The sequence below is a fragment of the Leptospira ognonensis genome, assembly GCF_004770745.1.
Classification (GTDB): domain Bacteria; phylum Spirochaetota; class Leptospiria; order Leptospirales; family Leptospiraceae; genus Leptospira_A; species Leptospira_A ognonensis.
In genome coordinates this window covers 31,792-44,591 of sequence record NZ_RQGD01000045.1, presented here as the reverse complement: position 1 = coordinate 44,591, position 12,800 = coordinate 31,792, and the positions used below count along the sequence as shown (strand labels likewise).

The 12,800-nt window shown below is 39.3% G+C and carries 11 protein-coding genes; 4 read left to right on the top strand and 7 right to left on the bottom strand.

What is annotated here, in order from left to right:
• Nucleotides 1-20: 20 nt before the first annotated feature.
• The 4 genes from EHQ58_RS15745 to hemH all read left to right on the top strand — a co-directional run bounded on the left by EHQ58_RS15745 (nt 21) and on the right by hemH (nt 4,608).
• The gene (locus EHQ58_RS15745; protein WP_135624869.1) at nt 21-569 is read left to right on the top strand and encodes a polyhydroxyalkanoate synthesis regulator DNA-binding domain-containing protein; all 549 of its coding nucleotides are present in this window, start codon (nt 21-23) and stop codon (nt 567-569) included.
• Nucleotides 570-705: 136 nt separating this feature from the next.
• A complete protein-coding gene (gene cysK / locus EHQ58_RS15740) occupies nt 706-1,620 on the top strand; it encodes a cysteine synthase A (RefSeq protein WP_135624868.1) in 915 nt (304 codons plus the stop codon).
• 14 nt (nt 1,621-1,634) lie between these two features.
• Entirely contained in the window at nt 1,635-3,533 is a 1,899-nt protein-coding gene (gene topA / locus EHQ58_RS15735) for a type I DNA topoisomerase (protein ID WP_135624867.1), read from the top strand.
• The gene (hemH, locus tag EHQ58_RS15730) at nt 3,511-4,608 is read left to right on the top strand and encodes a ferrochelatase (RefSeq protein ID WP_135624866.1); all 1,098 of its coding nucleotides are present in this window, start codon (nt 3,511-3,513) and stop codon (nt 4,606-4,608) included. Before topA ends, hemH begins: the two co-directional genes overlap by 23 nt.
• On the opposite strand, the gene EHQ58_RS15725 is transcribed toward hemH, so the two are convergent.
• Genes EHQ58_RS15725 through EHQ58_RS15695 form a run of 7 tightly spaced genes read right to left on the bottom strand, consistent with a single transcriptional unit; the run spans nt 4,585 to nt 12,726 of the window.
• Entirely contained in the window at nt 4,585-5,811 is a 1,227-nt protein-coding gene (locus EHQ58_RS15725) for a protoporphyrinogen/coproporphyrinogen oxidase (RefSeq protein WP_135624865.1), read from the bottom strand. The two genes, hemH and EHQ58_RS15725, sit on opposite strands and share 24 nt — an antisense overlap.
• Nucleotides 5,812-7,161, bottom strand: coding sequence for an oxygen-independent coproporphyrinogen III oxidase (hemN, locus tag EHQ58_RS15720; RefSeq protein ID WP_135624864.1), 1,350 nt, complete (start codon nt 7,159-7,161; stop codon nt 5,812-5,814).
• Entirely contained in the window at nt 7,154-8,182 is a 1,029-nt protein-coding gene (locus EHQ58_RS15715; RefSeq protein WP_167883664.1) for a uroporphyrinogen decarboxylase family protein, read from the bottom strand. Before EHQ58_RS15715 ends, hemN begins: the two co-directional genes overlap by 8 nt.
• Nucleotides 8,182-9,462 (bottom strand): glutamate-1-semialdehyde 2,1-aminomutase, encoded by a 1,281-nt coding sequence (locus EHQ58_RS15710; RefSeq protein ID WP_135624862.1) that lies wholly within the window; start codon nt 9,460-9,462, stop codon nt 8,182-8,184. The genes EHQ58_RS15715 and EHQ58_RS15710 overlap by 1 nt, the downstream gene beginning before the upstream one ends.
• The gene (gene hemB / locus EHQ58_RS15705; protein WP_135624861.1) at nt 9,459-10,415 is read right to left on the bottom strand and encodes a porphobilinogen synthase; all 957 of its coding nucleotides are present in this window, start codon (nt 10,413-10,415) and stop codon (nt 9,459-9,461) included. The genes EHQ58_RS15710 and hemB overlap by 4 nt, the downstream gene beginning before the upstream one ends.
• A gap of 2 nt (nt 10,416-10,417) precedes the next feature.
• Nucleotides 10,418-11,935: a type 2 periplasmic-binding domain-containing protein gene (locus tag EHQ58_RS15700; protein ID WP_167883658.1), complete on the bottom strand. Its 1,518-nt coding sequence runs from the start codon at nt 11,933-11,935 to the stop codon at nt 10,418-10,420.
• Nucleotides 11,926-12,726, bottom strand: a complete 801-nt coding sequence (locus EHQ58_RS15695; RefSeq protein ID WP_246047393.1) for a glutamyl-tRNA reductase — start codon at nt 12,724-12,726, stop codon at nt 11,926-11,928. Before EHQ58_RS15695 ends, EHQ58_RS15700 begins: the two co-directional genes overlap by 10 nt.
• Nucleotides 12,727-12,800 lie beyond the last annotated feature (74 nt).

The window sequence follows — 12,800 nt, the reverse complement described above, 5'->3', positions numbered from 1 at the left end:
CATTTTAAATCCGTCCCTGCATGAAGCTTCTAAAACGTTACGCCAACCGAAGGTTGTATGATCCCGAAACCAGTTCCACAATCACCCTTGAGGATGTGGCTAAGATGATCATAGGTGGAGAGGAAGTGAAAGTTCTCGATAATATGAGTGGAGAAGACATCACTCCCAAGATCTTGGGACAGACCTTTCTAAAGGTCAGCCTTGGCCAGAGGAACGAATACTTTTCAAATTTCATGCTCACTTCACTGATCCGGGAAACGGGCAGAGACATCTCCGGCCTTTTTGAGAGACTGGTGCTAGGGGGAATTGGTGCGAATTATCTGACTTCAGAACGTTTAGAGAAAATTGTCACATCAATGGTGGATCTGGGAGAATTGAAGGAAGCTGACTTCAGCAATTACCGTGAAGACCTTTTACGGAAGATGGCCTCCCGTGCCAGTGAGAAAAAAGAACAGATCCAAAAGGATTTAGAAAAATTTTCCCTTTCCATACAAGAACAGGAATCCACAACTCTGGGGGACCTCTCGGAAAAACTGAAAGAGGTTGCTGAGAAGTTAAAAGATACCTAAGATCCTGCCTTTTCCGACTGCTTTCCGATTTTTCGCGGTGGCTTAGGATTAAAAAAAACGAAAGCCTCTGTTATATTAAATTTTTGTCGTCGACAAAAACAGAATTTATGTTTTTCTGATACATATTGGAGTTATTATGAAATTTAACAGCATATTGGAAGCCATAGGAAATACACCCCACGTTCGACTTTCCCGCCTCTTCGGAGACAGCCACCAGGTTTGGTTGAAATTGGAGAGACAGAATCCAGGCGGATCCATCAAGGATCGGATCGCACTCGCGATGATTGAAGATGCCGAAAAAAGCGGCAAACTGACGAAAAATTCTGTGATCATTGAGCCAACTTCTGGAAATACTGGGATTGGACTGGCGATGGTGGCAGCGGTAAAGGGTTATCCGATAACTCTCGTTATGCCTGAGCATATGTCTATCGAAAGAAGAAGGATCATGGCTGCTTATGGAGCAAATTTTGAACTGACTCCTCGCGAAAAGGGCATGCCTGGTGCCATTGCAAAAGCAACGGAACTCGTAGCCTCAAATCCAAATGCTTGGATGCCTCAACAGTTTGAAAATGAAGCAAACATTCAAGTACATAGAGACACCACAGCACAGGAGATAGCCAAAGACTTTCCAGAGGGATTGGACTACATCATCACAGGTGTAGGAACGGGTGGTCATATTTCTGGAGTGGCCGATGTACTGAAGAAAAAATTCCCTAATTTAAAAGTGTTTGCTGTAGAACCTGAAGGCTCACCTGTGTTAAGTGGTGGAAAGCCTGGTCCACATCCTCTGCAAGGGATAGGAGCTGGTTTCATCCCCAAAAACTGTAAAACAGAATTATTGGATGGGATCATAACAGTGGGAAAAGATGAAGCATTCGCTATGGCAGTCGAAATTGCTAAAAAAGAAGGAGTCTTTATCGGAGCCTCTTCCGGTGCAAGTCTCGCAGCAGTTGCAAAAAAATTAAAAGAGATTCCAGCTGGCTCCAAAATCCTTACTTTCTGCTATGATACAGGTGAGAGATATTTATCTGTCGACGGATTGTTTGTATAATCCTGGAGTAGGGTATCACCAAACTCATCATAGTTGAATCTCCAACAAAAGCAAAAGCCCTCCAATCCTATTTAACAAAGGATTGGGTGGTGCTTGCTACTAAAGGTCATATTAAAGACCTCCCACCTAAAGACTACGGCATCGATTTTGAAAACAACTTTTCTCCCACCTATGTTTGGTTAAAAGGAAAGAAAACATTATTTAGTTCCATTCAAAAAGCATCAAAATCGGCTAACCTTGTTTTTATCGCCTCAGATCCTGATAGAGAAGGCGAGATGATCGCAGAACATATCTCCTCTGAGCTTGGGAAAATATCTGGGAAGATTTATCGAATTAGGTTGCATGAGATTTCGAAAAAGGCATTAAACGATGCCATAAAAACTCCAGGTACAATTGATACTCATTTAGTTGAATCACAGATCTGTAGGCGACTCATTGATCGTATCTTTGGTTTCGAAATCTCCCCCGTGTTATGGAAGGATTTGAAAATTTCAGGCCTGTCCGCGGGAAGGGTGCAGTCTGCTGTGTTGAAGTGGATCTGTGAAAGAGAATTAGAAATTCGTAATTTTATATCCGAAAACTATGTTAGTTTAGAATCCGTCATAATAAACGATGCCCATCAAATTACATTGTCTTATGTTCTTCCTGATGAGGACAAAAGATTGGATCAATCTTCTGCAAATACCATTTTAAAAAAATATGGCATGTCCGTACCAGGAAAAACTCCCAAAGGGTTACATTTTGAACTAAAGAAGGTAGAAGAAAAAAAATATAAAATTTTACCGCCTCGACCTTTCTCCACAGCGAGTTTGCAAGAAACGGCCGCAAAGGCACTCGGATTTAGTTCCTCATACACGATGAAAATAGCTCAGAGCCTCTATGAAGGAATCAATGTCAAAGGAGAAATGATCGGACTCATCACCTATATGCGCTCTGATTCCACTCAGGTTTCTGAGCAAAAGAGTTTACGTGCGCGAGAATATTTAAAGCAAACTCGACCTGATTTAGATCTTGGAAAGGATCGAAGATCAAAATCAAAAATGCATGCCCAAGAAGCACATGAGGCAATCACTCCGACAGATCCTTTTCGAACGCCTGCATCTCTATTAAAATCTTTAACTGAGGATGAGGCGGCTTTGTATCAATTGATTTGGGAAAGAACTCTTGTTAGTTTTTTGGATTCCGAAACCGGATTGGAAAGGAGCTACACTTTTGAAGAAAAAGCTGAGTTCTGGAATTGTAGACAAAAAGAAGGCATATCACTGGGTTTTAAAAAATTTCATCCCAAGGTCGAATTGCCCAAAGATCCTCTTTCCAATCTCAAACTAGGATCCTCTGTTATCTGCGATCAAATATTAGCAGCAGAAAAACAAACGTTACCCAAAGAAAGATACACGGAAGGTCAAATCATTGCAAAAATGGAGAGAACCGGAATTGGAAGACCTTCTACATATTCACAAACGCTGGAAACATTGCAGAAACGAAAATACGTGATGGAAGTGAAGAAAAAGTTAGGCGCAACGGCATTAGGTGAAAAAGTAAATGGACATTTAGTTGCCAGTTTTTCTGAATTGATCGGAGAAAGTTTCACGAAAGAAATGGAAATTTCCTTGGACGTCCTAGCTTCTGGCAAGGGAGAAAAGTTAACATTATTAAAAATATTTTTTGAGAAAATCAGGCTTCTAAAATTAAACAGAATCGTTACATCACAATCGAATCTCGATAAAAAGGATGCGAAATCAAAAGTAAAAGTTCCGACAACAACGAAGACGGAAATGCTAACCACACTTTGTCCTGTATGTAAAGAAGGCAGGATCCGAAGTAAATTTTCAAAAACAGGAAAAACCATTTATTTTTGTTCCAGGTACCCGCACTGTGACTTTGTGTCCTATGAGCCAGTTAAAAAAGAATAGTTTTACTTTAGTCAACCTCGGAGGTCCGAGAAACAGGCAAGAGATAGAAGTTTTCTTAAGGGATCTTTTTTTGGATCCGTATGTTTTTGATCTTCCACTTTGGGAACCGTTACGTAAATTCATCGCAAGATACATCGCTCGGACGAGAGCACCGAAGGTAGCTTTGACTTACGAATCTATGGGTTATGGCGGTGGTTCTCCGTTAGTGGCGGAAACAGAAAAACAAGCGGAGGCTCTTTCCCATATACTCCAAAAGAAAACGGGCGAGGAGTGGATCGGATATGTATCTATGGCATGTGGATTTCCGAATCTTCGAGATCACCTAATAGAAGAAAATGCTCCTTCAAAATCTCACATTCACGTTCCTCTCTTTCCCCAGTTTTCGCGATCCACGATTTTATCCTTAGGCTCGATCTATCAAAATAAGATTGGGAATTGTCCTGTTGGAAAAGTAGGTTGGGTGGATCCATTTGCCCTGGACCCGAGATTCACTCGTTTGGTTGCTGAATTTATATTTGATTTCATGAATGGTAATCTTGAAACAAAGAATTTTCCTCACTTTAAAAATGTAGGTAGAATTCCCCGTTGGGAAACGTATCATTTAGTATTCTCTGCTCATGGCATTCCGATGAGACTGGTTGAAAAAGGAGATAGATACGTAACACAACTTGAGCAGATGATCACAGAAGTAGGAGAATTCCTGAAAAACCTAGGATTTCAGGGACAAATTTATCTTTCCTATCAAAGTCGGATTGGCAGAGCGAAATGGACCGAACCAAATACCAAAGATATATTGTCTAAGTTAGGTGGCGAAAAGAGGAACATTGCCATTTTTCCCATCAGCTTTGTGAGCGATCACTTAGAGACATTGGAAGAAATTGGAGTGGAACTACGTGATATTGCTTTGAGAGCAGGCGCTAAATCGTATCTAAGAATACCTGCTTTCGGGACCTACCCGAAATTTATTAATTTGATTGCTGATTTGATATTAGAATCGAGAGATAAAAAAAGAAACACGGATTGTCTTTGCCTAAGACTCGGGGGAGAGCGTCTACCTAGTTGCCATCTCGATTAGATTTCTAAGACCGATCCCACGCCTATAATTTCCTTTAAAGATGATCTTTATCCCTCGATCGAAATAATCCACTTCTAATTGATCCAATTTACGATTGAATTCATAGAGAGCCTTATCATAGACAGGAAATTTTCGGTGCCAATGAGTTACATAACTTTGAACTGGTGGCATAGCCGCAGCAACGATTCGTCTTCTATCCTGCATCAATAAATCTAGCAGTTCCTCGTCTGATCTTATTGTCTGCGGATCAGAGATAAAAATCCAAGTTTCAGACCAAAGATTCTCTTTTATAATCCGATGAGGAAAAATATCAGAATTTAATAAAACTCCACTTGCATTCATTCTTTCACCCTTAGGAAATAAAATTCCAAAACCAGGTTTCTTTGTTATTCGCTCCTGAACAAAGCAGGTAATCGTTGAAATATTAAGAAAATTTGGAATCTGTATCTGATCAACTATTTCTCTTAGATACGAATAACATTCATTTAATGGCAGACATATATGTAATGCGGGAGATTCGTATTCATTGAGCAAATCAGATAAATTTGGAGCCTTGCGATTTAGATAAATGACTGCTTTTGGTGAGATTGCTGATTCTAATGCTTGGATGACACTAACCATTCCATTTTCAAAGGATACCAGACCTAAGTTCTTTTTTTTGTTTTTTTTTGTCAGATACCTTCGAAAAAAACTTTGATTTTTTGACCAGTCCAGTTTCGAAAATAGCATTCGTGTATCCAGTTGATCGAGTTTTGCTCCATAAATACCACCTATCGCAGGTTCAATGATTTTGAGTGCGGTATTGATTCCGAAGATTCGGCTGCTCCATTGCAGGAAAGTTTCATTCACTCTTAGTTTGGAATTGAGGAACAAAAAACCAAATACGGCCCTAAAGAGGTCGCAGAACGATAGGGGGAACTGAGTGATTTTTCTATTCGAATAAAAATAGCGTCTCCTCGATTCCTTTTTTGCAGAGATAGGTTTAAGATTTAACTTATGCAGGAGATTTTGGATTTCGGATGTCAAGATAAATCCGTTGGCAGCAGATTCAACGATTCCATATTCCGTTTGAGTGGTAGAGATCAAGCCACCTAAGCGATCACTGGCTTCATAAATATAAACATTTTGATTGGCATTCTGTGCATAAAACGCGGATACCAAGCCTGATATACCGCCACCTAAAATGACCGTATTATTTTTCATCTAAATCGCTTTTGAAAATAACATTCCTTCTGGTTTCCCCTCTCTGAGTTTTTCATCAAAGGCAGTACCTATGATTCGGAGAAATGGTTTTCCTTTTTCGCAGACGAATAATTCATTTTCCTTCCATGTGATGAGTTCGTCATTTTCCATTTCTTGAAGGTATGTTTTAATATCAGAGACTAATACCTTAGGTACGGATACTCTCCATTTAGTCATGATGGAAAGGATCAACTGTCGTCTTAATTTGTCGGAGTCAGATAATTTATGACCTCGAAAATTGGGAATTTCGGAATTGTGAATTTGATTTCGATACTTGATTTCTAATTTCTGGTTCTGAAAAAAAATATCTTGGGTCTCGGAGATAGCAGACGCTCCTAGACCCAGCATAACATCTGTAGTATGGCTACTATAGCCCATAAAATTTCGGTGCAATTGGTTTGTTTGCGATGCGATTGCAAGTGGATCATGTTTAAGGGCAAAGTGGTCCATTCCAATTTCGATATAGCCTGCAGATTCTAATATTTCCCTACCTATTTCGTATAGTTCTCTTTTTTCTTCACTTTGAGGAAGATCTAACTCTGTAAATAATCTCTGCGATGGTTTGATCCAAGGAACATGAGCATAAGAGTAAAATGCGATTCGATCCGGCTTAAGGCTAAGTGTCTGTAGAAATGTTTTTCGCATGCTAAGGGCTGTTTGTTTTGGCAGTCCATAAATCAAATCGAAGTTTACTGAATTGTAACTCAGAGATCGAGCGCCCTCCGTAATGGTCTTAGTCTCTTCAAACGATTGGTTCCGATTTACAAGGCGTTGGACTTCTGGATCAAAATCTTGCACACCTAAGCTGATTCTGCGAAAGCCATATTCTTTTAAAATTTCTAGTTGCGAAAGTCTTGTTCTGCGAGGGTCTACTTCAATCGAAAACTCAGAATCATTCGTCTTCTTAAAGTTTTTTAACAAATCCTTAAGCAAGTGATCTAAATGTTGTTCCGAAAGATAAGTTGGTGTACCGCCTCCAAGATGAATATCTTTTAGAGTCGTCATTTCCATTGATGGTAATTTTTCTTGGTAAAGAAGTAATTCTTTTAAAACTGCGTCCACATACGGACGCTCAACGGAGTGATTTTTTGTAATGGACGTATTACATCCGCAAAAAGTACATAACGTTTCGCAAAATGGAATGTGTATATAAATAGAAAGTGCACTACCTGGCTTGCTTAGATTTGTTTCTAAGGAATCAAGCCATTCTTTAGTTGAAGGATTTTCGCTCCAATAAGGTACAGTCGGATAACTTGTATATCGCGGAGCAGGAATATCATACTTTTTAAGTAAATCAGACTTACTAAGCATCAAAAGTTTCTCTAATGTAATCGATCATATATTTTACATTTTCCTCTGGAGTATGTTGAAGCACTCCATGTCCAAGTCCCGAAACCCAACCAGCTCTCTCTTTTTGAGAAAGTAACTTGATCGGATTCAGGTAGTTTTCCAATTCTGTTTTAAAGTTTACTTTATCTAAAAAGAGTAGGGATTGGTCAAAATTTCCTTGGACGAAGCCTTTTTTATTCTCAGAGGTTAACATTTTTCTCAGATCGAATCTATGATCGATTCCATATCCAACTAACCCGTCAATTGTGGTAAGTAAGTCGTTTTGATCGTTTGTTGTACCTTTAGCATAGTAGCCAACCTTACCAGGATACAATTTACATAAAACTTTTAATGGCTCAATGGCCAATTTCTCAAACTGAGGCAAATGCAAATCACCAGCAGCCGTATCGAAAATCATGACGATTTCAGCACCACCGTCTAATTGGAGTTTCAAATTTTCGATCAGGAGAGGCAGCATCCTTTCGTAAAAGGCATTTATAAGTCCAGGATTGGTTTTAGGAAAACTTAAATTTCCCTCATGTTTGCCGCTAGCTGCGTAGGTGAATAAAGTCCAAGGTCCTCCGAGAAAACCAATGAGCGAGACATCTTTTGGCAGTATTTCTTTCGTTAGCTGTAGGGCTTTTTTTTGGAATTCTAGGTAAGGAAGCGCATCGTCTAATTTTCTGAGTGCATTCACATCCTTTTCTGTACGTAACTGGAAGGCAAGTTTTGGTCCAGGAGCATAATCCAAACCGATACCTAATGCTTCTAAAGGAAATAGTAGATCTGAAAATAAAATGGATACATCAAAGCCGAAAGCTTCTATCGGACCCAACGCTACCTCAGCCGCAAGGTTTGGATTCTTACACAACTCGAGAAAACTATATTTTTCCTTTAACCTTCTGTAGTGGGAATGATACCTACCAGCTTGGCGCATAAACCAAATGGGCGGTACTGCTTGAGGAATCTGGTGGATCGCGTTTGCAAATCTTTTATTAGTAATCATTTATTTTCAAATGCTGCTTTTGCTTTTTCGATGGTCTCTTCGATCACTACGTTGGTATGAGCAGTAGATAGAAATCCCACTTCATATCCGCTAGGTGCTAAGTAGATTCCAGCATTCAATAGTTTATGGAACATTTTCGCGAAATTTTCTTTATGACCATTTGGTATTGCGGAAACTCGGCGGATTGGTTCTACTGTTTTTTGTTTGAACCAAAACAAGGAACCAAAACAGACTTCCTCCCATTCTATGCTCGTTTCTTGATTGAAAATACTTACGAGACTCTGAGTTAGCGTCTGACAGGATTTTTCCAAAGTTTCGTACGGATTTTCTCTCAGTGCCTTTTTTAAAGTAGTAAGGCCAGCCCTCATACCGAGAGGATTGGCGGAAAGAGTTCCTGCCTGGTAAACTTTTCCCTGAGGTGCAACCAGATCCATATAAATCCCTTTCCCCGCATACGCTCCTACAGGGAAGCCTCCACCGATGATTTTTCCGTAACATACGAGATCCGGCTCAATGCCCAGAACTTTCGCCATCCCCTGAAAACCAACCCGAAATCCGGATATAACTTCATCAAATAATAATAAGGCGCCATACTCTTTTGTTAAATTTGCAATTTTCTTTAAAAATTCTACTCTTTGTACCAATAATCCATAGTTAGCTGGTAGTGGCTCAATCGCCACAGCGCAGATATTTTTTCCTTCTTTGTGAAATAGGTTTTCCAATGCTTCTTCATCATCCAGAGGTAATACTAAGGTATTTTGAATCATCTCCTGGTCAATTCCGGCACTATCACTCGAACTTGTGCCAGCAAGTCCTGAACCAGCTTTTACCAAAAGAGAGTCTAAATGACCATGGTAACAGCCATCAAATTTTAAAATCGTTTTCCTACCAGTTGCGGCACGTGCTATGCGTAAGGCACTCATAACTGCTTCCGTTCCCGAATTTACAAATCGGATTTTTTCGACCCAAGGAATATTTGCCGTTATAAACTCAGCTAATTCTAAAGAATATGGTTCACAGGCTCCGAAAGTCCATGCCGTCTCAACCGTCTCTCTCACTATGTTTGCTATCTCTTCATTTCTATGTCCAAATAGAAGTGGTCCAAAACTTTGACAATAATCAATATACTCCTTCCCTTCAACGTCTGTTAATCGAGCTCCCAAAGCAGATTGAAAAAATATAGGGCTTCCGCCAACGGAAGTAAATGACCTAACAGGTGAATGTACACCTCCAGGAGCTACTTTAAGAGATCTTTCAAATAATTCGGTGGATTTCATGAGAATATTTTTTTTGCCTCTCTGGCTGCATAAGTGATGAGAAAAGAAACGCCTGCTCGGCGAAACACATTCCAAGATTCGACAAGTCCGTCTTCTCTTTTTAGAAAATGATTCTCAGCTAATAGATTGATTGCCGCATACTCTCCACTCACTTGATACGCACCTATTGGTAAATTTGTTTTCTCCCGAATAGGCTGGATTAAATCCAAAGATGTGATTCCAGGTTTCAGCATCAAAAAATCAGCTCCTTCCTCCGCATCCCGCAGAGAGGCATAAATTGCAGAACTTCTATCTCTTACGTCAAGCTGGTAACTGGATCGATCTCCAAATTTAGGTGCTGATTCTGCTGCATCCCTGAAGGGTCCATACAATGTACTTTTGAATTTTGTCGAATAACTCATGATAGGAACAGGATGGAAACTCTTGTCGTCTAGGATCTTTCTATGCGACTTTACGCGACCATCCATCATATCACTTGGAGCAATGCCGTCGGCCCCTGCTTCTGCAAAGATTAAGGCAAGGGAAGAGAGTCTCCTTACGGAAGCTAGGTTGTCAATTTTCCCATCTAAGTCAAGTTGCCCACAATGACCGTGCGTGGTAACAGAACAAATGCAAGTGTCCAGCCAAAGAAAAATTGACGGGTGTGCGTCTTTGATTTTTCGGATGACTCTTTGATAAAAATCTACAGGGAATAAGGTATCAGATTTTACCTTTGGAATTGTAAAAAGAATAAATTGCTGAATTCCTTGCGCCACATCACGAGCAATCTGTTCCAAAATAGAATCTTCAGTCTCTCGGAAGACATTCGTGAGAGATGGAAGTGCTTCTCTTTCTTGTAATCCTTCGACTACAAACAAAGGCTGGATCATCTTTTTATAGTTCAATGAGCCTGTATCTGCAATTTCGAGTAATGCGGGATGACTTTTAATGCGATGTAAATGATATTTTTGCATGATTAATTTTCTAAATAGTTTTCTTCCCAGTATTTATATGAAGGACATATATATACAGTTGCTGATTCACCTAAATATTGTTTTATTTTGGAATATGTAGTTCCTGGTCCACAAAAATGAATTAAATTTTTCCAGTGAGGATAATGATTTATTAAATAAAAAAATTCAGAACCGCTACTCCAATATGCTGCTTGAATCTGCTCGTGATTTTCTATACCTTCAGATTTTTCCTGAAGCTCTAAATGATAAGTTTTTAACGTTGCCAAAAACTGATCCTGCGAATCATCATGTGTCAGTTTTAAAAAATTGAGCTTTCTCGGAACTAAATGGGAAAGATTCATTTCTTCTGCTTCACCGAGTCCGTCGGATGTTCCATGAACCCAGATATCTCTTGCAGCTAATTCGCTCCAAGTCTTAACTCCCGAACACCATACGATTCGATCATTTAATGTGTGCTCCGCGGAACGTGGAAGAGAGAATGATTTTGTAACGTAGAGGTCGAAAAGAGCCGGAATTTCTACATTTAACAGAAGTCTATTTTTCTTTAACTTGTTTGATTCGCTCGGCCATACCTCGGATTTCTTAAATTTTAAGGGATAAGTTCTCGTAAAAGAAATTTGATTTAGAATTTGTCCTTCGTCGGTTATTCCTCTCAAATAAGTTATTTCTCCATAATCTCTTTTTATGACACTGACTCCTATCTTTTGGTGGCAGCCGCCTCCGTAATTTTTTAGGATCGCTCTTTCTTTTAAGGCATTTGCTTCCGAATTTTTATCAACTATAGCATGAATATAATTTTGAGAGTGTAAATCGTTTGCACGCATTTCAACGCACAAGGCTCCCTGCGCGGGAGCACATGGATTTTGCGATAGAGGAATGACCATAAAAAAGCATTCTAGAAGTTTGGATTTTAAAAATTCTTGAGTTTCCTTGATCTCATGAATTTGAGTCAAAAAAATATCGGCGGATAAGATTCTATCAAGTGCAGCCTTCGCAATGAGTATGGCTGAGGCGTCGGATTCTATAAATTTTTTGAATCGAGTTTGAATGTTCCCTCTTACAGATTCAAATTCTAAGGCTTGATTTGCCAACGAAGAGGGAAAAAAGTTTCGTATAAATAAAGTTAGATTGTATTCTCGACGAGGAGACGATGTAAGGACTTTTAATTTTGAAGGAGGTTGGTTTCGATGGTCTTTCTTGAATAATAAAACATCTCTTTCGTCAGCTCTAGATAATACTGAAAATACCTTTGTAAGATCCCGGTCGTTTAATTCTAAGTCTTTCCATGAATGGACAATGGCATCTATTTTTCCGGCCAGCAATGCATCTTGTAAATCTTTAGTAAAGATGCTCTGACCAGATAATTTCCAAAGCGGGGTAACAAGGTCTTTATCACCTTTTGATTCCTGAAAGATATATTCAATTTCTAATTCAGGAAATGTCTCTTTGAGTTTTTCTCCCACCGAATAGCTTTGAATTTTTGCCAGAGTGGACGCACGAGATCCTATCTTTAATAACATACTTGAGGTAGATCTTCCCATCCGTTGATAAAATGAGTTTGTTCATCCTCTCGATTTTGCGTTAGTTCAAAAATCAAACTTCTCACTTTTGGTTTCAGTAGGTCTATTTTTATCTCGGTATTTTGAATCGTAGCCAAAATTTGAGAGAATGGTATATAATTTGATTTCTTTTTTCCGATTTCAGAAATCGTATTCTCTCGAAAGTCGAGAACAACCGAAGCAGCTTGGTGTTTTTGCATCATGTATTCAGAGTAGTAAGAGGATGCAATGATGACGGGATGGAAATCCGAAATATAATTTTCCCATTGGCCTGTTTGTACCTTAAATTCCTGTCTTAGCTCCGAGAGGCGTGCCTTATTTCGACCGTAGAGGACCACCGTTCGGTGGTGATCTAAAAGATAAGGGATAAGTGATTTTGCTAGATTTCCCGTTCCAAATAAATGGATATGAGAACTGCCAATTAAGAATTTTTCACACAAACTTCCATAACTTTGACGACCGAAGCCCGTAAGAAAAGTAGTTCTGACTATTTTAGAATGCTCTAATATTTGATCTCTTAGTTTTTGAAGCATTAGAGAAAGCGATGTGTTGTTCAGTTGGCTTTCTTTGAAACGATCCCGAAATTGTCCCTGGATTTCCGACTCTCCAAAAAGTTTAGAGTGGAGACCACAAACAATCTCTAGTAAGAAAGTATAAGCCTCAAAGCCAAAATAAATCTCGTATTTTTTTGAAATTAGCTCTTCAGAATCTACGGATAACAGACGCTTATCGCTTAAATACACTGATCTCATGCATGTATGCCAGGAGATAAAATTAGGTATTTCTTCCATAAGGCGAGACTTCTCTTCACTGTGCAAAAGGACGA

Excerpts from the sequence above, each read along its gene's own strand:
- hemB (WP_135624861.1), bottom strand. The coding sequence starts at position 10,415 with ATGCAAAAATATCATTTACATCGCATTAAAAGTCATCCCGCATTACTC.
- cysK (WP_135624868.1), top strand. The coding sequence starts at position 706 with ATGAAATTTAACAGCATATTGGAAGCCATAGGAAATACACCCCACGTT.
- EHQ58_RS15725 (WP_135624865.1), bottom strand. The coding sequence starts at position 5,811 with ATGAAAAATAATACGGTCATTTTAGGTGGCGGTATATCAGGCTTGGTA.
- EHQ58_RS15695 (WP_246047393.1), bottom strand. The coding sequence starts at position 12,726 with ATGAGATCAGTGTATTTAAGCGATAAGCGTCTGTTATCCGTAGATTCT.
- hemN (WP_135624864.1), bottom strand. The coding sequence starts at position 7,161 with ATGCTTAGTAAGTCTGATTTACTTAAAAAGTATGATATTCCTGCTCCG.
- EHQ58_RS15710 (WP_135624862.1), bottom strand. The coding sequence starts at position 9,462 with ATGAAATCCACCGAATTATTTGAAAGATCTCTTAAAGTAGCTCCTGGA.
- EHQ58_RS15745 (WP_135624869.1), top strand. The coding sequence starts at position 21 with ATGAAGCTTCTAAAACGTTACGCCAACCGAAGGTTGTATGATCCCGAA.
- EHQ58_RS15700 (WP_167883658.1), bottom strand. The coding sequence starts at position 11,935 with ATGTTATTAAAGATAGGATCTCGTGCGTCCACTCTGGCAAAAATTCAA.
- hemH (WP_135624866.1), top strand. The coding sequence starts at position 3,511 with ATGAGCCAGTTAAAAAAGAATAGTTTTACTTTAGTCAACCTCGGAGGT.